Source organism: Fulvimarina pelagi HTCC2506 (assembly GCF_000153705.1).
Classification (GTDB): domain Bacteria; phylum Pseudomonadota; class Alphaproteobacteria; order Rhizobiales; family Rhizobiaceae; genus Fulvimarina; species Fulvimarina pelagi.
Map to the genome: position 1 here is coordinate 915,754 of NZ_DS022272.1, position 21,594 is coordinate 937,347.

20 protein-coding genes and 1 pseudogene are annotated in these 21,594 nt (G+C 58.8%); 15 read left to right on the forward strand and 6 right to left on the reverse strand.

Translation table 11 applies throughout. The features are described from left to right. Positions 1 to 33 precede the first annotated feature (33 nt). The 6 genes from tig (at position 34) to FP2506_RS04215 (ending at position 9,573) form a co-directional block, all read left to right on the forward strand. Positions 34 to 1,398: a trigger factor gene (gene tig, locus FP2506_RS04190; RefSeq protein WP_007066150.1), complete on the forward strand. Its 1,365-nt coding sequence runs from the start codon at positions 34 to 36 to the stop codon at positions 1,396 to 1,398. Between the two features lie 201 nt (positions 1,399 to 1,599). Beyond that, a complete protein-coding gene (locus FP2506_RS04195) occupies positions 1,600 to 3,969 on the forward strand; it encodes a mechanosensitive ion channel domain-containing protein (protein WP_040488899.1) in 2,370 nt (789 codons plus the stop codon). A gap of 154 nt (positions 3,970 to 4,123) precedes the next feature. Further along, complete coding sequence (locus FP2506_RS04200) at positions 4,124 to 4,777, forward strand: ATP-dependent Clp protease proteolytic subunit (RefSeq protein WP_007066152.1); 654 nt, start codon at positions 4,124 to 4,126, stop codon at positions 4,775 to 4,777. A 207-nt stretch (positions 4,778 to 4,984) separates the two neighbouring features. Next, positions 4,985 to 6,253 carry an ATP-dependent Clp protease ATP-binding subunit ClpX gene (gene clpX, locus FP2506_RS04205; RefSeq protein WP_007066153.1) on the forward strand — a complete coding sequence of 423 codons (1,269 nt, stop codon included), beginning with the start codon at positions 4,985 to 4,987 and terminating at the stop codon, positions 6,251 to 6,253. 449 nt (positions 6,254 to 6,702) lie between these two features. Continuing rightward, positions 6,703 to 9,126 carry an endopeptidase La gene (lon, locus tag FP2506_RS04210; protein WP_007066154.1) on the forward strand — a complete coding sequence of 808 codons (2,424 nt, stop codon included), beginning with the start codon at positions 6,703 to 6,705 and terminating at the stop codon, positions 9,124 to 9,126. A 171-nt stretch (positions 9,127 to 9,297) separates the two neighbouring features. Next, on the forward strand, positions 9,298 to 9,573 hold the full coding sequence (locus FP2506_RS04215; protein ID WP_007066155.1) for an HU family DNA-binding protein: 276 nt from the start codon (positions 9,298 to 9,300) through the stop codon (positions 9,571 to 9,573). 276 nt (positions 9,574 to 9,849) lie between these two features. On the opposite strand, the gene FP2506_RS04220 is transcribed toward FP2506_RS04215, so the two are convergent. Next, the gene (locus FP2506_RS04220) at positions 9,850 to 10,110 is read right to left on the reverse strand and encodes a DUF3297 family protein (protein ID WP_007066156.1); all 261 of its coding nucleotides are present in this window, start codon (positions 10,108 to 10,110) and stop codon (positions 9,850 to 9,852) included. A gap of 255 nt (positions 10,111 to 10,365) precedes the next feature. Between FP2506_RS04220 and FP2506_RS04225 the strand changes: the two genes are divergently transcribed. From FP2506_RS04225 to FP2506_RS04255, 7 genes are all read left to right on the forward strand, one after another. Then, positions 10,366 to 11,868, forward strand: coding sequence for a L,D-transpeptidase family protein (locus FP2506_RS04225; protein WP_244404121.1), 1,503 nt, complete (start codon positions 10,366 to 10,368; stop codon positions 11,866 to 11,868). A 245-nt stretch (positions 11,869 to 12,113) separates the two neighbouring features. Then, positions 12,114 to 12,575, forward strand: coding sequence for a 50S ribosomal protein L19 (gene rplS / locus FP2506_RS04230; RefSeq protein WP_007066158.1), 462 nt, complete (start codon positions 12,114 to 12,116; stop codon positions 12,573 to 12,575). A gap of 195 nt (positions 12,576 to 12,770) precedes the next feature. Then, a complete protein-coding gene (locus FP2506_RS04235) occupies positions 12,771 to 13,265 on the forward strand; it encodes a GNAT family N-acetyltransferase (protein ID WP_007066160.1) in 495 nt (164 codons plus the stop codon). Positions 13,266 to 13,502: 237 nt separating this feature from the next. Next, positions 13,503 to 13,892 (forward strand): succinate dehydrogenase, cytochrome b556 subunit, encoded by a 390-nt coding sequence (gene sdhC / locus FP2506_RS04240; RefSeq protein WP_007066161.1) that lies wholly within the window; start codon positions 13,503 to 13,505, stop codon positions 13,890 to 13,892. A 16-nt stretch (positions 13,893 to 13,908) separates the two neighbouring features. Continuing rightward, a complete protein-coding gene (sdhD, locus tag FP2506_RS04245; RefSeq protein WP_040488900.1) occupies positions 13,909 to 14,289 on the forward strand; it encodes a succinate dehydrogenase, hydrophobic membrane anchor protein in 381 nt (126 codons plus the stop codon). Positions 14,290 to 14,292: 3 nt separating this feature from the next. Then, the gene (gene sdhA / locus FP2506_RS04250; protein ID WP_007066163.1) at positions 14,293 to 16,143 is read left to right on the forward strand and encodes a succinate dehydrogenase flavoprotein subunit; all 1,851 of its coding nucleotides are present in this window, start codon (positions 14,293 to 14,295) and stop codon (positions 16,141 to 16,143) included. Positions 16,144 to 16,494: 351 nt separating this feature from the next. Continuing rightward, entirely contained in the window at positions 16,495 to 17,133 is a 639-nt protein-coding gene (locus FP2506_RS04255; RefSeq protein WP_040488901.1) for a hypothetical protein, read from the forward strand. Positions 17,134 to 17,274: 141 nt separating this feature from the next. Here the strand turns inward: FP2506_RS04255 and FP2506_RS04260 are convergent, their stop codons facing one another. Both FP2506_RS04260 and FP2506_RS04265 read right to left on the reverse strand, forming a co-directional pair. Beyond that, positions 17,275 to 17,796 (reverse strand): hypothetical protein, encoded by a 522-nt coding sequence (locus tag FP2506_RS04260; RefSeq protein WP_007066165.1) that lies wholly within the window; start codon positions 17,794 to 17,796, stop codon positions 17,275 to 17,277. A 294-nt stretch (positions 17,797 to 18,090) separates the two neighbouring features. Continuing rightward, positions 18,091 to 18,513, reverse strand: a complete 423-nt coding sequence (locus tag FP2506_RS04265) for a hypothetical protein (protein ID WP_156414005.1) — start codon at positions 18,511 to 18,513, stop codon at positions 18,091 to 18,093. Between the two features lie 281 nt (positions 18,514 to 18,794). Here FP2506_RS04265 and pncA point away from each other — a divergent pair, with 281 nt between their 5' ends. After that, a complete protein-coding gene (gene pncA / locus FP2506_RS04270; protein ID WP_007066167.1) occupies positions 18,795 to 19,427 on the forward strand; it encodes a bifunctional nicotinamidase/pyrazinamidase in 633 nt (210 codons plus the stop codon). A 33-nt stretch (positions 19,428 to 19,460) separates the two neighbouring features. Here pncA and FP2506_RS04275 read toward each other — a convergent pair whose 3' ends face one another. Beyond that, on the reverse strand, positions 19,461 to 19,703 hold the full coding sequence (locus FP2506_RS04275; RefSeq protein WP_148227462.1) for a hypothetical protein: 243 nt from the start codon (positions 19,701 to 19,703) through the stop codon (positions 19,461 to 19,463). 218 nt (positions 19,704 to 19,921) lie between these two features. On the opposite strand from FP2506_RS04275, the gene msrB reads away from it, so the two are divergent. After that, positions 19,922 to 20,335: a peptide-methionine (R)-S-oxide reductase MsrB gene (gene msrB, locus FP2506_RS04280; RefSeq protein ID WP_007066169.1), complete on the forward strand. Its 414-nt coding sequence runs from the start codon at positions 19,922 to 19,924 to the stop codon at positions 20,333 to 20,335. 80 nt (positions 20,336 to 20,415) lie between these two features. Here msrB and FP2506_RS04285 read toward each other — a convergent pair whose 3' ends face one another. Then, positions 20,416 to 21,108 carry a L,D-transpeptidase gene (locus tag FP2506_RS04285; RefSeq protein ID WP_007066170.1) on the reverse strand — a complete coding sequence of 231 codons (693 nt, stop codon included), beginning with the start codon at positions 21,106 to 21,108 and terminating at the stop codon, positions 20,416 to 20,418. A 235-nt stretch (positions 21,109 to 21,343) separates the two neighbouring features. Further along, a pseudogene (locus FP2506_RS04290) lies at positions 21,344 to 21,594 on the reverse strand (hypothetical protein); the annotation flags it as partial.

The window sequence follows — 21,594 nt, forward strand, 5'->3', positions numbered from 1 at the left end:
TCGGGGCCGTCAGGACAAAAGAAGGTACAAAGAATGCAGGTGACGGAAACGAAAGCCGAGGGCCTCAAGCGGGAGATCGAGGTCGTCGTACCCGCTTCGGACCTGGAGGCACGGCTTCAGACCCGGTTGCACGAGGCGAAAGGCAAGGTGCAACTGAAGGGCTTCCGGCCCGGCAAGGTGCCGGTGTCTCACTTGCGCAAGATGTACGGCAAGTCCTTTATGGCCGAGATCGTCAACGAGATCCTGAAGGAAACGCCGAGCAGCATTATCGCCGAGCGCAACGAACGCTCAGCGATGCAGCCCGAAATCGACATGACCGAGGACCAGGGTGAAGCCGAAAAGGTTCTGGCCGGTAAGTCCGATTTCAAATTCACCCTTTCCTACGAGAAGCTGCCGAACTTCGAACTCGCCAGCACCGACGGAATGAAGATCGAGCGTCCGATCGTCGAGGTGCCGGACGAAGAAGTCGAGGAACAGGTCAAGCGTGTCGCTGAGAACGCTCGCGAATACACGCCGAAAGACGGCGCGGCCGAGGACGGCGACCGCGTAACTCTCGACTTCGTGGGCAAAATCGACGGCGAGGCATTCCAGGGCGGTTCGGCGACCGACTCTAACCTCGTGATCGGCTCGAACCAGTTCATTCCCGGCTTCGAAGAGCAACTGGTCGGCGTTTCCGCTGGCGACGAGAAGCAGGTCGTCGTGACATTTCCCGAGGATTACGGCGCTCCCGACCTCGCCGGCAAGGAAGCGACGTTCGACACCACGATCAAGTCCGTAGCTTCGCCGGCCGACATCGAGATCAACGACGAACTCGCCAAGAAGCTCGGTCTCGAATCCGAGGAGCGTCTTCGCACCGTGGTGCGCGAGCAGATCGAAAGCCAGTACGGTCAGGCGACCCGCCAGAAGGTCAAGCGCCAGATCCTCGACGCGCTCGACGAGACCTATTCCTTCGAACTGCCAGAGAAACTCGTCGAGGCTGAGTTCAACAATATCTGGAACCAGGTGCAGGCCGAGCTTTCCCGTTCAGGGAAAACCTTCGAAGACGAGGACACGACCGAGGAGAAGGCCAAAGAAGAGTATCGCAAGCTCGCCGAGCGTCGTGTTCGACTCGGTCTCGTTCTCTCGGAAATCGGCGAAAAGGCCGGCATTCAAGTCAGCGAAGAGGAACTGCAACGGGCGATGTTCGACCAGTTGCGCCGCTATCCTGGGCAGGAACAACAGGTCTACGAATTTTACAAGAAGAACCCGGACGCGCTCGCGAGTTTGCGCGCGCCGATCTACGAGGACAAGGTCATAGACAAACTGCTCGCGGAGGCAGACGTCACTGACAAGGTGGTGACGAAAGAAGAGCTGCTTGCAGAAGAAGAGGAAGACGAGGCTCTGAGCGTCGCTTCTTGATTTTCCGCTCACATAGAGTTGAGTCATAGGCCGGCCTCGCGCCGGCCTTTTTTGTTCGCAGCCAAACCATCGTCAAGATCTGCGCTATCCCGGCACGGGTCGGCCAACGAACCGAACCGCCAATGCCCCAGCCTCGTCGCAGGGTTCAGCGGGAGCGGCGAACGGCGGAACATGAAGATATCAGTAGGAACAGGATTTCGCATGCGTCGCATTACGACGGCCATCCTAATGATGGTCGCTGCCATCTTTTTCGCTCAAGTCAGTCCTGTTGCTGCTCAGTCGTCCACGGCCGCCGCGAATGCGTCGGATACAGCGTCGCCGCAAGAAGGCAGCGAACCCAGTCTCGACGATCTCATTTCGATACTTGAGAACGAAGAGACGCGCGCGAAGCTTCTGGAGTCGTTGAAGGCTGCCGCTTATCAAGCGCCGGAAGAAGGCGGCGAAGACGGTGCGCTACTCGATGCACCCGATCCCGATCGGACGCTGCCAGCCCGAATTGCCGAAGGCGTGCGGAGTTTCATCGGCAGCATCGGGGAGACCGGCTCGGAGGTCTTGGCGAGCGTTCGTTCGTCGGGCAACCTCCTTTCAGGCGCAGGCTCCCTCGATATTCCGGCGATATTGGAGGCGGTGCTTCCCGTCGGCCTTGTCGCGATCGTGGTCTTTTTCGTCCTGGGTCTAGGACGTCTTGTGAAGGCGCCGATCTTCCGGTCGCTCGCCGAGACGAGTGAACATGCGAGCCCGCTAAACAAGCTTCTTCTTCTCGCTCTTTCCGGTTTCATCGATGCGCTATCGATCGTTCTCAGCTGGGCGGCAGGTGTCGTGGCGGCCTCGGTTTTTGCAAACGGCCAGCCGGGCTTCAACCAGCAGCTCTTCCTCAACGCGTTCCTCGTCATCGAGATGATCAAGGTCTCACTCGGCTTGTTCGTCTCGCCGAATTATCCGGGTCTGCGTCTGACGCCATTCTCGAACCGTCAGGCGAGCTACTGGTACTTCTGGCTGTCCCGCTTCATTTCGATTCTCGGCTACACATTCCTTTTCGTCGCACCGGTCATCAGGTCCGCGACAACGGTCCAGGCGGCCGACGCGACGCGGTTCATCGTCGTCGTGATCTGCGTGCTCATTGGCATCAGTTTGATACTGAAGAACCGCGGCACAGTCCGTGAGCGATTGAAGCGCGCCAAGAAGGAGGGCGATCGCAGCGTCGGCGCGCATATCAACGCCTTCATCGGCCAGATCTGGTGGGTCGTTGCCATCGGCTTCGTGCTCGCAGCCTTCATCGTTTGGCTGAGAAGCCCGGAGGAGGGGCTCAGCTTCCTCACTATCGGCACCTTGAAGACGATCGCCGCGATGGCCGTTGGCGGATTGATCGTATCGGTTCTCAGCCGATGGATCACCAGCGGGATTCCTATTCCGGAATCGGTAAAGGACAAGCTGCCGCTGCTGGAAAAGCGCGTGAACAGCTTCATCCCGAATGCGCTGACCGTCATTCGTGTCTTCGTGGTGATTGCGGTGCTAGCCTATGTGCTGGAGGCTTGGACGTTGGCCAGCTATTCGACCTGGCTTGCTTCCGATATGGGCCAATCGATCGTTGGCGGTCTCATCGGCGCGGGCATCATCCTTGTCATCGGCGTTGCGATCTACATCGCTGTGTCGTCCTGGATCGAATACCGGCTGAACCCGAATTACGGGACCATTCCGACAGCGCGCGAACGCACGCTGCTCTCGCTATTCCGCAATGCGTTCACCATTACCATGGTCGTCGTCGTCGCGATGCTGGTTCTCAGCCAGGTCGGCATAGATATTGCGCCGCTGCTAGCCGGTGCTGGTGTCGTTGGTCTCGCGATCGGTTTTGGCGCACAGAAATTCGTTCAGGACATCATCACCGGTGCGTTTATCCAGATCCAGAACGCTATGAACGAGGGTGACATCGTCGAAGTGAACGGCGTCACTGGAACTGTCGAGCAATTGACCGTTCGATCCGTTGGCTTGCGCACGATCGACGGCACCTGGTGCCTGATACCGTTCTCATCGGTCGATCAGGTGGCCAACTACTCGAAAGACTTCGCCTATTACGTCGCCGATATCGGCGTTGCCTATCGCGAAGACACGGCGGACGTGGAGGCGATGATGGTCGATGCCTTCGAAGAGTTGAAGACGACTGCGGTCGCCGACAATTTGATCGGCAACATGGAGATGTGGGGCGTGCAGGAACTTGGCGACTCTGCCGTCGTCATGCGTGGACGCGTCATGACGAAGCCAGGCACGCAGTGGGGCGTCGGCCGCGCATATCGCGGCATCATTAAGCGAATGGCGGACGAGCGCGGCATCGAGATACCGTTCCCACACATGACCGTTTGGTTCGGAGAGGACCGGAAGGGCAATGCCCCGCCGATCCGGATGACGGATCCCGAGACGTCTGCACCGAAGATCGAAGCGGAGCGCGCCGATCGCTTGCAGCCGCAAGGCGCAGCGCCGTCTTCCTCGACCGACTACGGGACCTCTGACGTCGGCGGAAAAACCATCCCGCCGGGGGGCGGGGACGTCGATGCGGCGGGGCCCGGCCGCGGCTAGCAGAACTGGGCCAATCGGGCGCGGTTCCAAAAGGTGTTCCGCCTTGCATCGCGCCTAGGCTCGGTCCTATTTACGCGAGAGATGAATACGTGACTCGATTCGTTTCGATCTCTGAGAGGTCGAGAGGAAGAGCGACCAGCGAGACCAAACTGCGATGAAGCATCCGATCGAAACCGCCATGAACCTCGTACCCATGGTGGTTGAGCAGACCAACCGCGGCGAGCGCGCATACGATATCTTTTCGCGTCTCCTCAAGGAGCGCGTGATTTTCATCACCGGACCGATCGAGGACTCGATGGCGACGCTCGTCTGCGCGCAATTGCTCTTCCTCGAAGCGGAGAATCCGAAGAAGGAGATCGCGCTCTACATCAATTCTCCTGGTGGCGTTGTTACCAGTGGCATGGCGATCTACGACACGATGCAATTCATTCGTCCGGCTGTGACAACACTCTGCATCGGTCAGGCTGCTTCGATGGGTTCCCTGCTGCTGTGCGCTGGTGAAAAGGACATGCGCTTCGCAACGCCGAATGCTCGGATCATGGTGCACCAGCCGAGCGGCGGCTTCCAGGGCCAGGCCTCGGACATCGAGCGCCACGCCCAGGACATCATCAAGCTCAAGCGCCGGCTGAACGAGACTTACGTGAAGCATACGGGTCAGGATTACGAGACGATCGAGCGCACCCTCGACCGCGATCACTTCATGACTGCGGAGGAGTCCCTGGAGTTCGGCCTGATTGATAAGGTCTATTCATCGCGGGTGGAGCAGGAAGGCACCGATCGAACGTCTCAACACGGTGCGACCTCGTAGTAGTGGATGAAAAGATCGGCGGATGGGACGATCTCAGACGTTAAGCGCTGCTCAAGATCGGTGGGCGATCATGATTCTCTGTCGATGAATGGGTCGAGGGTGTCGCAAAATCGCCAACGCCTTTGCTAAGGTGCCGGACAGCGACTAAGTTGGACTTAACGTGAGAAGGGTTCCTCGCGGATCGCCCGAACCCGGAAGGAAGAACGAATGAGCAAAACGAGCGGCGGCGACTCCAAGAACACGCTCTATTGCTCTTTCTGCGGAAAGAGCCAGCACGAAGTCCGTAAGCTTATCGCCGGGCCCACGGTCTTCATTTGCGATGAGTGTGTCGAACTCTGCATGGATATCATCCGCGAGGAAAATAAGTCCTCGATGGTGAAATCGAGAGATGGCGTGCCGTCCCCGCAAGAGATCATCGCTGTACTCGACGACTATGTGATCGGCCAAGCCTACGCCAAGAAAGTGCTGTCCGTCGCGGTCCACAACCACTACAAGCGCCTCGCCCACGCGTCGAAGAACAACGATGTCGAGCTGGCGAAATCGAACATCCTGCTGATCGGCCCGACCGGCTGCGGCAAGACTTTGCTCGCTCAGACGCTCGCCCGCATCATCGACGTGCCGTTCACCATGGCCGATGCGACAACGCTGACCGAAGCTGGCTATGTCGGTGAGGACGTAGAGAACATCATTCTGAAGTTGCTTCAGTCTGCCGACTACAATGTCGAACGGGCCCAGCGCGGCATCGTCTATATCGACGAAATCGACAAGATCAGCCGCAAGTCGGACAATCCGTCGATTACGCGGGACGTGTCTGGCGAGGGCGTGCAGCAGGCGCTGCTCAAGATCATGGAAGGCACCGTTGCCTCCGTGCCGCCGCAGGGCGGGCGCAAGCATCCGCAGCAAGAATTCCTGCAGGTCGATACGGCAAACATCCTCTTTATCTGCGGTGGCGCATTCGCCGGTCTCGACCGGATCATTTCGGACCGCGGCCGCAAGACGTCGATTGGTTTTGCCGCCAATGTTGAGGCGCCGGACGAGCGCAAGTCGGGCGAACTCTTTCGCCAAGTCGAACCTGAGGATCTCCTGAAATTCGGGCTAATCCCCGAGTTCGTCGGTCGTCTGCCAGTCCTGGCTACCTTGGAGGATCTCGACGAGGCCGCCCTCGTGCAGATTCTGCGTGAGCCTAAGAACGCGCTGGTGAAGCAGTATCAACGCCTCTTCGAGATGGAGAGCGTTCAGCTTACCTTCCAGGAGGACGCGCTCGGCGCAATCGCTCGGAAGGCGATCGAGCGCAAGACTGGCGCACGCGGTCTGCGTTCGATCATGGAAGCGATGTTGCTGGACACGATGTTCGATCTCCCCACCCTCGAAGGGGTTCAGGAGGTTGTCGTCTCAGACGACGTAATCGCCGGTAATGCTCGGCCTCTCTACATCTATTCGGAGCGTTCCGAGGAGAAAGAGAACGTCAGCGCCTGACACCGGCCGCAGCTTTAAGCCGCCCGCTTATCGACTTAAAAATCCCGCCGCGCTTTTCGAAGCCGGCGGGTTTTTAGTTCTGCGAAGCCCGAATGCTGACGACATCTACGCGCTTCTTCGTGATTGGGGATACCAACACCTGCTGGTTTAATCACGTGGTGATAATCCATCTTATGGCCTTAGCATTGCCGGCTTCGCGGAGGACGAATTGAAGACGAGGTTCATCGTACCCGAACCATAGACAGGATCAGATTCGGCGTTCGATGACGGTTGACGATCCGGTTTCCTGCAAGCCTGTCGCGCGACAGTGCTGAGACGCTGCACATGCTTGCAATACAGGCCGTCGTGACCCACATCCTCGAGTGTTAGAGGCTTTGGAATGATCGCTCCAGGCGAGGGTCGGTCCGAAGCGCTCGATAAACGGCACCCCGCCGTAGAAAGGAAGTATCATGTCCAATTTGCCGGAAAGCCGAGATCGGACAGAGGCCGTGCTCTACCCGGTCCTGCCGCTTCGCGACATCGTAGTCTTTCCGCACATGATCGTGCCGCTCTTCGTCGGCCGCGAGAAGTCGATCAAGGCTCTCGAAGAGGTCATGGGGGCGGACAAGCAGATTCTACTCGCGACACAGAAGAACGCTAGCGACGAAGATCCGACGGCCGATGCAATCTACGACATCGGAACAGTTGCGAACGTTCTCCAACTTCTGAAGCTGCCTGATGGTACGGTGAAGGTGCTCGTCGAGGGCATGTCGCGCGCGAAGATCGAGGGTTTTTCCGACCGTACCGATTGGTATGAGGCTTCCGCTAGCATCATCGACGATTCCGAGGATGATCCGGTAGAACTTGAGGCGCTCGCGCGCTCTGTGGTTTCCGAATTCGAGAATTACGTCAAGCTGAACAAGAAGATCTCGCCCGAGGTCGTTGGCGCGGCAAACCAGATCGACGACTATTCCAAATTGGCGGACACGATAGCCTCCCATCTCGCGATCAAACTGCCTGAGAAGCAGGAAATGCTGACGCTCATTTCGGTCAAGGACCGTCTTGAGAAGGCGCTGGGCTTCATGGAGTCCGAAATCTCCGTCCTACAGGTCGAAAAGCGCATCCGTTCGCGCGTCAAGCGCCAGATGGAGAAGACGCAGCGCGAGTATTATCTCAACGAACAGATGAAAGCGATCCAGAAGGAACTCGGCGATGGCGAGGACGGCCGCGATGAGATGGCTGAACTGGAAGAGCGCATCAAAAAGACCAAGCTTTCCAAAGAGGCTCGAGACAAAGCCAATGCGGAGATGAAGAAGCTTAAGCAGATGTCGCCGATGTCTGCTGAGTCGACGGTCGTACGCAATTATCTCGACTGGCTGCTGGGCCTGCCATGGGGTACCCGCTCGCGCGCGAAGATCGATCTGAAGAAAGCCGAAGATATTCTCGATGGTGATCATTACGGCCTTGAGAAGGTCAAGGAGCGCATTGTCGAATATCTTGCCGTACAGAGTCGGCAGAGCAAGCTGAAGGGGCCGATCCTGTGCCTCGTCGGGCCTCCGGGCGTTGGCAAGACTTCGCTCGCCAAATCTATCGCGAAGGCGACCGGCCGGGAGTATGTCCGTATGGCCCTCGGTGGCGTGCGCGACGAGGCAGAGATCCGTGGGCACCGTCGGACTTATATCGGCTCGATGCCCGGTAAAGTCATCCAGTCGATGAAGAAGGCGAAGAAATCCAATCCGCTTTTCCTGCTCGACGAGATCGACAAGATGGGCCAGGATTTCCGTGGTGATCCGTCTTCGGCGCTCTTGGAAGTGCTCGATCCGGAGCAGAACTCGACCTTCATGGACCACTATCTGGAAGTCGAATACGACCTTTCGCCTGTAATGTTCGTCACGACGGCGAACACACTTAACATTCCAGGTCCCTTGATGGATCGCATGGAAGTGATCCGGATCGCTGGCTATACTGAAGACGAAAAGGTCGAGATCGCAAAGCGCCATCTCCTTCAAAAAGCGATCCGTGATCATGCCCTAAAGGAGAGCGAATTCTCGATCGACGACGGTGCGCTCTACGAGATCGCACGGCGGTACACGCGCGAGGCAGGCGTTCGGAATTTCGAACGCGAACTGATGACGCTGGCTCGTAAAGCCGTCACCACGATCTTGAAGGGTGAGACTGAAACCGTTCACATCACGGCTGAGAACATTTCCGATTATCTTGGCGTGCAGAAGTTCCGTTTTGGTGAGGCGGAGACTGAGGACCAGGTCGGTGTTGTCACGGGTCTCGCCTGGACCGAAGTCGGTGGTGAATTGCTCACTATCGAAGGCATGATGATGCCTGGTAAGGGCAAGATGACCGTCACCGGTAACCTCAAGGAGGTGATGAAAGAGTCGATTTCGGCTGCAGCGTCTTACGTGCGAGCGCGCGCGCTCGACTACGGAGTGAAGCCGCCGCTCTTCGAGAAGCGGGACATTCACGTCCACGTTCCCGAGGGTGCGACACCGAAGGATGGTCCGTCAGCTGGCACCGCCATGGCAACGGCAATCATCTCGGTTCTGACTGGCATTCCGGTTCGCCGCGATATCGCGATGACGGGCGAGATCACACTGCGAGGTCGTGTTCTCCCGATTGGTGGGTTGAAAGAGAAGCTCCTTGCGGCACTGCGTGGCGGCATTAAGAAGGTTCTGATCCCGGAAGAAAACGCCAAGGACTTGGCCGAAATCCCGGACAACGTGAAGAACAATCTTGAGATCGTCCCTGTTTCACGGATGGGTGAAGTGCTCAAGCACGCTCTGCTACGCCAACCAGAACCAGTCGAATGGTCCGAGAGCGAAGAGCCTCTGCAGGGCCGTTCCCCTCTAGAGGATGAAGGTGCAACCGCTGTTGCACACTAAACGCATCGTGCCAATTTTAGACAAGTGCCTTCCTTCGTTGCCGGATTTTGTTATGAATCGGGCGAAGGAAGGGCGCTCAACCGTTGCCGTCAGGGCTGTTCTGCGCCACATTCGGTCACCGAACGCGCATCGAGGCGCACGGATTTTTGAGAGCCTGGAGGACAATTATCCATGAACAAGAACGAGCTGGTCAGCGCGGTTTCCGAAAAAGCCGATCTCTCGAAGCAGCAGGCAACGGCTGCCGTCGACGCCGTTTTCGGCACGATCGAGAAGACACTTGCTGATGGCGGAGATATTCGTCTCGTAGGTTTCGGCACATTCGCGGTGACCCATCGGAACGCCTCCAAAGGACGCAATCCATCGACGGGCGCGGAGGTCGATATTCCGGCACGCAATGTTCCGAAGTTCACTCCAGGCAAGGGCCTGAAGGATTCGGTCAACAAGTAATCGCTAGGCGGTCAGCGCAGCTTAGAGCGCGGTACCAGAACTCGAATTACAAAAGGCCGCCCCCGCACAGTCCATGCGCGGGAGCGGCCTTTACTTTGTTGATGTGAACTGTGCCGCAATCGGATCGGTACGGCTGGTCTATCCTGCGTTCGTGTGTCTATTCAGGCAGACCGCGATACTGCCGAGATGTTCGGCTTGCAGCTTCTCCTCAGATGAACTGATGCGAGCTCGTTTGCTCATTCCCACGGTTTTGTGGTCGAACTCGGGCTTCCAATCTCAGTTCGCGCCGGTCTCTCCCGCTTCGCCTTCGAAGTAGGGCTCTACGGCTCCCTTCAGCTTTATTTGTAGAGGGTTCCCACGGCGATCTCGCGCCTTGCCAGCCTGAACCTTGATCCACCCTTCCGATACACAATACTCCTCGACATTCGTCTTCTTTTCGCCTTTGAAGCGGATGCCGATGCCTCGGGCGAGGGCGTCGCCGTCGTAGTACGGACTGGTCGGATCAATCGAAAGACGGTCTGGCGGCGTATCGGCCATCAAGCTCACTCTCCTTGCTGTTGGTGCCCGAAGGATTGAGCGAATCGTCTTCGGTATTCGCCACCTTCTAAGCCTCTACAAGCCGTAATATGCCAGCTTCGCGCAAGTCATTCTGACGGCCGGCCATTTTCATGTCTGGTTCATGAGCCATCACGGACGATCAGAATGGACGCGGGTCGAGATGACCGGCAGGCGAGTTGTGCGCGTCAGAAGCACCTCGAACCTGCCTCGGAATTCCAACTAGGGGATGAGCGGATGAAGTTGAAGGGTCGTGGAACGGCGTTGCGGGGATTGCTGGTGATGGGCACGGCGCTCGCTGGTCTTTCCGTCGGCGCTCCGAGCGCCGAAGCGCAGGGCTATATCCCGCCCGAAGCGGTCGAGTCCTATGTCGATCAATACGGCCGCGAAGTCTTCCTCGATATCAATGGCCGCGTCGTCACCGTTATCCAGCCTCAGCGTTCCGATCCATTCGAAGAGCGTCGGCAGCGGTTTCAGGAGCGCCGTGGTCAGGTGTTCGACCGTCCGCCGCCCCCCGGTGTGACTTTGGAGGGACCGGCGTTCGTGTTTCCTGACGAACCGTGGGCGAACGACGACTACCGTGGGTTCGAAGACGAGCGGCCGCGGACGATCGATCCGTACGACGACCGGCAGTTCGACGGCGGGCCGGTGGAGGCAGCGCCACTTCCAGCGCCCACTGAGCAGCCGCAGCAAGGTCTTCCGCCTGAGACTCAGGCGGCCGAATTGCCACAGCCAGACGAATCGATGGGGCCGCAGGCCGAGCTCCCAGCGCCGGATGCGTCGATCGTCACGGATGGCCCGACTGAAAGCGCCAATCCGCTGGAACAGCCGTTCCAGGAGCAGACAATTGAGGAGACCGATCCGGCTCCCCAAGTTGCGACACCGCAAGGCGAAGACAAAAAGGCCGCGGTCGCAGCGCTTCAAGTCATTCTCGACCGGGCCGGCATGAGCCCTGGCGTGATCGACGGGCGGATGGGCTCGAACGTCAACAAAGCTGTGGCTGCCTACGAGGAGAAGTTTGGACGGAAGCTCTCGACTGGCGACAGTCGCGTTCTGGCGGAAATGCTGGACGAGAGCGGCGGACCGGCCGTGAAAACCTACGAACTGACCGCCGAGGATGTCGCCGGGCCTTATGTCGCGCAGATTCCGACGGATTATGCCGAGAAGGCGAAGCTGCCGGCGATGAGCTTCGAGCGGCCTGTCGAAAAGCTCGCCGAGAAGTTTCACATGGACGAGGCTTACCTCAAGGAGATCAATCCGGGCGCTGACTTCTCGCGCGCTGGAACCCGCATCAAGGTGATGAATGTCGGTGAAAACGTCGACGGCAAGGTCGCCCGGATCGTCGCCGACAAGGGGCGCGAGCAGGTAAGAGTCTACGATGCGCTCGGTGAACTGATTGCTGCCTATCCCTCGACCATCGGCTCTGCCTCGACTCCTTCGCCGTCCGGCACTGTCCAGGTCAACCGGATCGCCTTCGATCCGAACTACACGTATAACCCGAAGATCAACTTCAAGCAGGGTAACAACGACAAGGTTCTGACAATTCCACCCGGACCCAACGGCCCGGTCGGCTCAATCTGGATCGCGCTGTCGAAGCCAACCTACGGCATTCACGGTACACCCGAGCCGTCCAAGATCGGCAAGACCAACAGCCATGGGTGCGTGCGACTGACGAACTGGGACGCTTACGAGTTGGCGAAGATGGTTCGTCCGGGCGTCACGGTGGAATTCGTCGAATAGCGCTGCGGTTGTTCAAGGTCGCAGTTGGCCGACGCGCCGGCTTCTGTCCCGTTGGCCAACGGAGTGGTCCATGCTCAGCAAGGACCGCTTCGGAGAAGCTTTTCGACGATTTATCACTACTGCCCCGTGACAAAGCGTCGGGCTTGGTGTAACGACGCGCACGATTTCCTCAGAATAACAGAGCCGTTTGATCGGCCATGTCGGGGTTTTATCCACTCCGGAATGCAACGAATTGAGGCTATGCCATGAACATAATCCAGGAACTCGAAGCCAGCGAAGCCGAACGCATCTCGGCCATTCGCAAGATTCCGGAATTCTCCGCCGGCGACACCGTGCGCGTCAACGTGCGCGTCACGGAAGGCACGCGCACTCGCGTTCAGGCCTATGAGGGCGTATGCATCGCGCGCTCCGGCAAGGGGCTTCAGGAAAACTTCACAGTCCGCAAAATCTCCTACGGCGAAGGCGTCGAGCGCGTGTTTCCGGTTTATTCGCCGCAGCTCGATTCGGTCGAGGTCGTGCGTCGCGGCAAGGTCCGTCGCGCCAAGCTTTACTATCTGCGCAATCGTCGCGGCAAATCCGCCCGTATCGTCGAGGCGACCAATGTTCGTGCTCGCCGTCTGAATGACGAGGCTCGCCAGATCGCGGCCGATCAGCGGGAAAAAGCGAAGGCTGAGAAGGAAGCTGCCAAGTCCGGAGCAGCCGAGTAACCGACCTCGCGAGATCCGAATAATCGACGAAAGGCGGTTCTCACGAGCCGCCTTTTTCGCATTCAATAAGTTTAGAGCTAAAAGATACGGATCGGCGATCGGCCGTCGATCACTGGCGATCGAGAATACATCGTCGCGAGGATCCTCAGAGTCGCCGGCTTGACGCGGCGATCTCTAAGCCGAAGTTTCGCAAGCATGAGCGATCCGCAAGATAAGACCCCTGCACCCGATATCGAGATCCGTATCCTGCGATTGGGGGAAGCTGCTGACTTAGCGCCACTCATTGCGGCCTACAACAAATCGCTGTTCTCCGAAGCGCCCGGCACGCCGGACGTCTCCTATGCGGAAAAGCTCTTGCAGGATCGCACGGCTGAGGTCCTTGGAGCCCGGCTCGATGGCGTCTTGGTAGGCTTCGTCGTCTTCTACGACATCCCAGATCTCTGGACCGGAATGCGCTCGGGGCTTGCCGACCATATTTATGTCGACGAGCACCACCGCCGCAAAGGTATTGCCAAGGCGATGATCGATCTTCTTGCGGAAGAAGCCGATCCGCGCGGCTGGTCGAAGCTTGTCCTACACTCCCCGCGCAATCCGGAAGCGGGGCGGCAGCTCTACGAGCGCGTCGCGGCACCTGCGGATTGGAAAAGTTTCGTCGTCCGCTTCTCGGACCGAAGCCTGCCGCCGCGATGATTCCGAGTCGGCGCTCCGAAATTCAGGTTTCGTAGAACGTGCCGAAAGGAAGCAGGCTTACCAATCGATTGAAACTGCTTGCTACTGATTGGAGTTCGTTGAGCGGACGCTAAACATGCTTTCGTGACAAAGATGCTTCCTTTAGAAGCACTCTAGAACGATGAGGGGGCATGCGTTTATGGTGCGCCGCATCATGAGCTGCCGAGCCGCTCGAAATTGAAGACGGAAAGGACCGAGATGTCCGACGTAAAGTCGAACCGACCACTTTCGCCGCATCTGTCGATCTACAAATTTCGCCCTACGATGGCGATGTCGATCGTTCATCGTATCACGGGTGGCGCTCTTTATTTCGGAACCATCCTGATCGTCTGGTGGCTCATCGCTGCCGCGAGCGGCGAAGCGGCTTTCGAGACAGCATCCTGGTTTTTTGGTTCCTTCATCGGCATCCTTATCTTGATGGGCTACAGTTGGGCACTTTTTCACCATGCCCTTGGCGGTATCCGTCATTTCATTTGGGATACCGGCCATGGCCTCTCAAAAGAGACCTCCACGAAATTTGCTCAAATGACGCTCGTCGGATCGCTGGGCCTCACCGCGATCCTCTGGCTCGGGATCTGGATTTTCTAATAGGAAGGTCATTTCGATGGCTGATATGCGTACCCCCCTCAACCGCGTTCGCGGCATGGGCGCCTCCAGCGGTGGCACCGAACATTTCTGGCAGCAGCGCCTGACGGCGATCGCCAATCTGGTACTCTTTACGACCTTCCTGATCATCGTCCTGACGTTGATCGGAGCCGACATCACGGAGGTTCGCGAGACCTTTGGCAATCCGATCATCGGTACCCTCGCGGCGCTGATGATCGTTTCGGCCTGCGTCCATATGCGACTTGGCATGCAGACGATCCTGGAGGATTACGTTCATGGGCCTATGAAGTGGCCGTTGGCGATCGCCAATACCTTCTTCGCCTGTTTGATCGCGGCTCTTGGCCTCTATGCGATCGTGAAAATGAGTTTCGGAGTCTGAAGCATGGCGGGTAACGAGACGAACAAGCAGCCGCACCGGCAAGCATCGAAGCAGAACGGCAAGGCCTACACCTATGTCGACCATGAATTCGACGTCGTGGTCGTCGGCGCCGGCGGCTCTGGCCTGCGCGCGACGCTCGGCATGGCGGAACAGGGCCTGCGCACAGCCTGCATCACCAAAGTATTCCCGACCCGCTCGCATACGGTAGCGGCTCAGGGCGGCATCGCAGCCTCCCTGAAGAACATGACGCCCGACAGTTGGCAATGGCATCTCTACGATACGCTGAAGGGCTCCGACTGGCTGGGCGATGTCGACGCCATGCAGTATCTCGCCATGGAAGCGCCGAAGGCGGTCTATGAGCTCGAGCATTATGGCGTGCCGTTCTCGCGCACAGAGGATGGGCTGATCTACCAGCGCCCCTTCGGCGGCCACATGCAGAACTTCGGCGAAGGTCCCCCGGTGCAGCGGACTTGCGCCGCTGCCGACCGGACCGGGCACGCGATCCTTCACACGCTCTACGGCCAGTCGCTGAAGAACAATGCGCAGTTCTTCATCGAGTATTTCGCGATAGATCTAATCATGTCGGACGACGGTCGCTGCACCGGCGTCGTCGCATGGGATCTTGACGATGGCACGATCCATCGCTTCTCGGCCAAGATGGTCGTGCTTGCGACGGGCGGCTACGGCCGTGCCTACTTCTCGGCGACCTCAGCCCACACCTGCACCGGCGACGGCGGCGGCATGGTCGCGCGCGCTGGCCTGCCGCTTCAGGACATGGAGTTCGTCCAGTTCCACCCGACCGGCATCTACGGCGCCGGCTGCCTCATCACCGAGGGCGTGCGCGGCGAGGGTGGCTATCTCGTCAATTCGGAAGGCGAGCGCTTCATGGAACGCTATGCGCCGTCGGCCAAGGATCTCGCCTCGCGTGATGTCGTTTCGCGCTGCATGACCATGGAGATCCGCGAAGGCAGGGGCGTCGGTAAGGAGAAGGATCACATTTTCCTTCATCTCGACCATCTTGATCCGAAGATCCTGCACGAGCGCCTGCCGGGTATCTCCGAAAGCGCAAAGATCTTCGCCGGCGTCGACGTGACTCGCGAGCCGATCCCGGTCCTGCCGACCGTCCACTACAATATGGGCGGCATCCCGACGAACTATCACGGCGAGGTGCTGAACCCGACCGCCGACAATCCGGACGCGATCGTGCCGGGCCTGATGGCCGTCGGCGAGGCGGGCTGCGCCTCCGTTCATGGCGCAAATCGCCTCGGCTCGAACTCACTGATCGATCTCGTCGTCTTTGGACGTGCTGCAGCGATCAAGGCGGGGCAGGTTGTCGATCGCAACGCATCCGCGGCGCAGATCAACGAACCCGCCTGTGACAAGATCATGTCCCGCTTCGACAGGATCCGCCATGCTTCCGGCTCCAGCCCAACGGCCGCAGTGCGTGAGCGCATGCAGAAAGCAATGCAGGAAGACGCCGCCGTCTTCCGCACCCAGGAGACGCTCGAAAGCGGCTGCAAGCGCATTTCGGAAATCTGGCAAGAACTGTCGGATCTCCGTGTCAACGACCGCTCGATGATCTGGAATTCCGATCTCGTGGAAACACTGGAACTCGAGAACCTTATGGCGAATGCCATCACCACGGTATATTCCGCCGAAGCCCGCAAGGAGAGCCGGGGCGCGCACGCCCGCGAGGATTTCACCGAGCGCGACGACCAGAACTGGCGTCACCATACGCTGGCGACGGTCTCGGAAGCGGGCAAGGTCGATCTCACCTATCGTCCCGTCCATGTCGATTTCATCGCTGAAGGCATGCCCGAGGAAAAGATGGCGCCCAAAAAGCGGGTGTATTGACCCTTCGAGACGGCCGAACTGTCGCCGTCATTCCGGTCGGAGAAACGGACATGGCCGCGGCATTTCGTTTGATATCGTCGTCTTCGGCGCTGGACTTCTGCTGCTTGAAACGATCCCAAAGCCCGCACTGATCTGCACAAAGCTTCTGCGTCGGCAGTAGCGGCGTGCAGTGAAAATTCATTCGAAATGAAACGAGCAGCCAACTCAGTCCTACGGGCATGAGCCTTTCGAAGAATTAAGGCGCGGTCCAAGCCGATCGACGTTATGAGGTCGGCCGACGCCAGAGTGCTTATTGTACAGAACTCGCGGCCTACGACTGAAACGCACAACGATAAGATTCAGGGAGAAACAATGACGAACGTGCTGAAAAACAGATTGACGGCGTTCTCGCTCGGCGCCGTGCTCGCTTTCGGGCTCTCCGCTCAAGCCTTCTCGCAGACCGGAACTGACGCAACGACACCGGACGCCGGCATGACGACCGAGAACGGTCAGTCTGAGACTGGTGCGCCGACGAGTGAGCCGCAAGCCGCTGCCGAAGAGGGAGCGCAACTTGAGGGCGAGGCGCCGAGCAATCAGGTCGGCGAGAAGTTCGAACTACCGCGCTACTCCGAAGGCAACCAGATCGAACTGATCACGGGCCTCTGCGGTATTCAGTTGAAGGAAATGAGCCAGCCGGCCTGTGGCTGCCTTGCCGAGGCTTCGCTCGACAATCTGTCCGATCCCCAGCGCGACTATCTGATCGCTTCCGTGATCGCGCCACCCGTTTCCGACCGCATGCTCGGCGACGGCCGGGTGACCGAGTCGGACCAGGCTGAAATCTTCGGTTTCCTCCAGACCTATTCGGAAACCTGCAAGGCTGAGGTCGCCGGGACGGATGGCTCGACCCCTTCGACCGGAGGCGCGGGCGAAAGTGCCGCACCTGACGCAGCGACGGAAGCGCCCGCCGCAGGGTCCGGCGCCGCCGACGCAGAGAGCGAGACGGCGAACTGACGTCTCGCCGCTACTCCGGCGTTCGAGTTCACGCATGAAAAAGGCCGGGCATCGTCGTCCGGCCTTTTTCATTTACATCTTGGAGTTTGTTCGTGCCGCTCGTCCCTAGCGGAATGCGATAGTTGCGCGCCCGATCGCCGATCAGGCGCCGGGGCCGTTGATCACGGCCTTGGTGTCCCGGATCGTCTGCAGATTGTGCTTCAGAACGGTCGGCTGCTCGGCCATCGTGAAGGTCATCGGATCGCGCCCGAGGGCCGAGACTTCCTGTTCGATAGCAGCACGTGTCGTATCGCAATTGGCGTAAGCAAGATTGGCCGCGACTGCCTCATCGAAAGCGTTCGGCGCTACCTTCATCGCTTCGTCGTAGTTGCAGAAAGCGTCCGCGCGCAGCGCCTGCTCGAAACCTTCGGAAATCGTGGTACCCATCTCAGCCTCGATCACGGCCCTGCGTGCGTTGTAATTTTTCAGATAAGTCTGCGACATCGCGAGGCGACACTGGGCATAGACAAGTTCGCCGGGCTGAAGAAGCAGGCTCTTGCAGTGCGCGTCTTCCTGATATGCGTTGAGATCGATGGCTTTGACAACAGAGCCACCATCATCGCCGACGCAGCCGGCGAGGAGGCCGACAGACAGAACTGAAACCAGCGGTCCTAATACACGCATCGACTTATCGCTTCCCAGGTATATTCGAATTGAGCGAAATCGCTTTGCCAGCGCTTTCCGGAACCCGTTCAGGAGCTGCGTTGAGCCCACCGCTAGGTTATCGATCGCTTACAAAAGGCAGATGCTCAAAATTCGGCAAACCTATGACGAGTCGCTGGAAAGGTTGTAGGACGCCTCCACCGCCAATGTCGCTGTTGCGAAAACGCAAATCCATTCGACTGTCAGTAAGAGAACACTGATCGAAGGCCGTCGTTGCTTTTATTGTAGACGCGCAAACGTCTTCTCTGGCGCAAACTAGTTGCCGGAGGGCGAATTCGGTGTGTCCTGCACCGCAGAAGAACCTGCGTTGCTTTCCGCCCCGTCGTCCGGCTGCGAATTGGCTTCGCCGTTCGCGGCAGGCGCCAGCTCGAGTTCTTCGGCTTCTGGCTGCTCGAATGTAGTCCGGACTGCTTCCAAGAGATCGTCGTTCACCGATTTTGCAGCACAGGTCCGCACCGCACTGACAATTTCCTGCTGCTGCAGATCCGACTCCCGAACCGGACAGATTTTGCTAGCGAGGTCGGGTTCGACCGAGACCGTGAGCGGAATATCCGAGATGGCAATATCCAATTGTTCGGAGATACTCGTTCTAACGTCCCAGTCTCCGAGAGAAACGTCCACTTGATCGGATGCGATCGGATCCTCTTCGCTCGCTAGGGACTGCGCGGGTTCGCTCAAGTCTTGCTCCGGGAGGGGAGTTACGGACTCGTCTTCCGACTGCGCAAACGCCGGATATGCGTGAACCCCGAGGGCCAGAAAGGAGGCTGTGAGGATGAGCCGGAGACGGTTCATGGCGGTGACCTTCGCAAGACAGTGAATTGTGTTCATGCACCATGTTGGCGCTTGCTGGCGTTTCGCCAAGGGAAAGCGGACAAAAAGCCGTCGCACTGCATCGTATTGCCAGACCTAACTGTCGCGCGAAGTATCGCCAGTGGGACACAAGAAGGAGACGAACTCGGATGATGGTAAACTTACCAACAGAGGCCGATGCCCTCGTCATCGTCGACCTGCAAAACGACTTTTGCGCCGGAGGCGCGCTTGCGGTTCCTGACGGCGACGCCGTTGTGCCGGTCGTCAACAAACTGGCGCGGCACTTCTCCATCGTCGTCCAAACGCAGGATTGGCACACACCAAGCCATGCGTCCTTCGCGAGCAGCCACGGAAAACAGCCGTTCGAAACAATAGAGCTCTTCTATGGAAACCAAGTGCTCTGGCCTGATCACTGCGTCATGGGATCGAAGGGCGCGGGCTTCCATCCGAAGCTCGATGTTCCACAGGCCCAATTGATTGTACGCAAGGGTTTCCATCCGAAGGTCGACAGTTACTCAGCCTTCAGGGAGGCTGATCGGACGACCAAGACTGGGCTCACCGGTTATCTGCGCGAACGCAGTGTGGAACGCCTTTTCGTCTGCGGCCTTGCTTATGATTTTTGCGTAAACTGGACCGCGCAGGACGGTCGCGAAGCGGGATTCGAAGTGTTTGTCGTAGAAGATGCCTGCCGTGCCATCGACATGAACGGATCGCGGGACACTGCGCGAGCCGTGATGGCAGAGGCGGGCTGCCGGTTCGTCGAAGCAGCCGCCATCGGGTGAGGTGCAGGCCTCACCGGCATCTTAAAGGAAGCGTCACTCTTCCAAGTCACGCGGACCCTTCTTCAGATCGTCGGTGTCTTCGTCCACCTCGACGGCGCGTGAAGGGCGGCGTTCCAATTCACCGCCCAGTTCGTCCGGACTTCCGGGACGATCGAAGTCGTTGTCTCGCGACGGCCTCGCTTTGGGCGCCTGCTTTCGAAACCCGAGATCCTGATCGCGGTCCTGAACGTCCGGCTGATTCTGTTGGTTGTCAAACTTCGTCGGTCCCTTGGTCATTCGCGTCATGCTCCTTGCCGGACAGATTTTGAACTCTTCGGCGCCTCAAGCTGATGCGCCATCTCCTGGGTTCAAAGGCCGATCTGCCGTTTCCCGTTCCGTCGACCCCGCTGGAAAGTCGAAAAGCGCGACGATGCGCGCGTCGTCCAGCCTCGGATTGCTTGTCCGAGCTTGGTTCTAAACCACATTGTGCGCAGGCAATCTCGAGGAGTTTCATCATGGATACCCAGAGCGATCATCAGTTTCCGATTACACGGACAGACGAGGAATGGCGCGAGATGCTGACCCCGGAGCAGTATCAGGTGATGAGAAGGCACGGGACGGAGCGTCCGGGCAGTTGCGCACTGCTCTCCGAAAAGCGCGCCGGCACCTTTACCTGCGTTGGTTGTGGCCAACCACTTTTCGTGGCGAAGACAAAGTTCGAGAGCGGCACCGGCTGGCCAAGCTTCGACACGCCCGTCGATGGGGCAGTGGAAGAGAGTCGAGATACCAGCCACGGGATGGTGCGGACCGAGTGTCATTGCAGCCAGTGCGGCAGCCATCTCGGGCACGTCTTCCCGGACGGTCCGCCACCATCCGGTTTGCGCTACTGCATCAACGGCGTCGCGCTAAATTTCGAGCCGGCGGAGTAGCGGCAAAGGTCGATCTGAAAACGGAGAAGCCGGCGCGAGGAAACTCGGGCCGGCTTCTTCATCTGACGAAGGATACGGAATCAGACTGTAGCTGCACCGTCTTCGTAAGCGCCTCTGCGGACGATCACTCTGGTGCCGATCGGCACGCGGTCCTCCAGATCGATCACGTCCTGATTCATCATGCGGATACAGCCTGAAGACATCGATCGGCCGACCGTATGGGGCTCGTTGGTACCGTGGATGCGGAAATGCGTGTCGCGGCCCCCGCGATAAAGATACAATGCGCGTGCACCGAGTGGATTGTTGAGGCCGCCGGGAACGCCGCCGGCGAACTGGCCGTAGCGGTCAGGGTCGCGACGAATCATGTTGTCGGTCGGCGTCCAGCCCGGCCAGTCTGCCTTGCGCTTGACCGTTGTGGTGCCTGAGAAGGCAAAGCCCTCCTTACCGACGCCGATGGCGTAGCGCCGGGCTATTCCGCCTTCCTCGACGAGGAACAGATAGTGATTTTCCGGATCGACGACGATGGTCCCCGGCTTTTCCTTGCCTGTCCAGAGCACCTCGCGCCGAACATTGCGGTCCATCAGGACCGATGCTGGAATGGCCGGAACGATCCGCCCGTTATCTTCAAACGAGCCATAGGTGCCGGAAAGACTTCCGTTGAAGGCGTAGCCCAAAATGCGGCTCGGTGCGCCGTCGAAGCTTGAGCAACCCGAGACGAGGAGTCCCGAAGAGAGAGCGATTGCGACGAATGCGCCGCGAGATTTGCTGTTCATGGGGCTCACCACAAGGATATCTTCAGCCGGGTTCGGTCGCTTGGGTCAGAACCTGCTTAACGTTTCTCAACCCACGCGAAATTGCCAGATCATTCCGCGGCCTTTCGCCTTCAACACTGCGGAAGCCCAGCGCCCGTGGCAAGCTAAAGGGCAGCTACGGTGCAATCTCGTGTCGCTTTCGGATGAGCAATGTGACGATGCGGCAACAATAATGCCGATCTTCACGGGCGACGCTTTACTCCTGCGGATGCTCTTCAGCGACGCCCCGTCGCGTGTACTTGCGCTTGAAAAGACCGCCGTCGGCGATGTGGGCGCAAACGAGAGCTCCAGTGCTGAGTATGCAGAAGCCGATCAGCATCGGGACGATGGTGCCGTCGTAGAAATATCCGATAATCGCCCCGAAGATGCCGCCTCCGAAAGTCTGCATGAAGCCGAGGACAGAGGAGGCTGTGCCGGCCACATGGCCGAGCGGATCCATAGCCAATG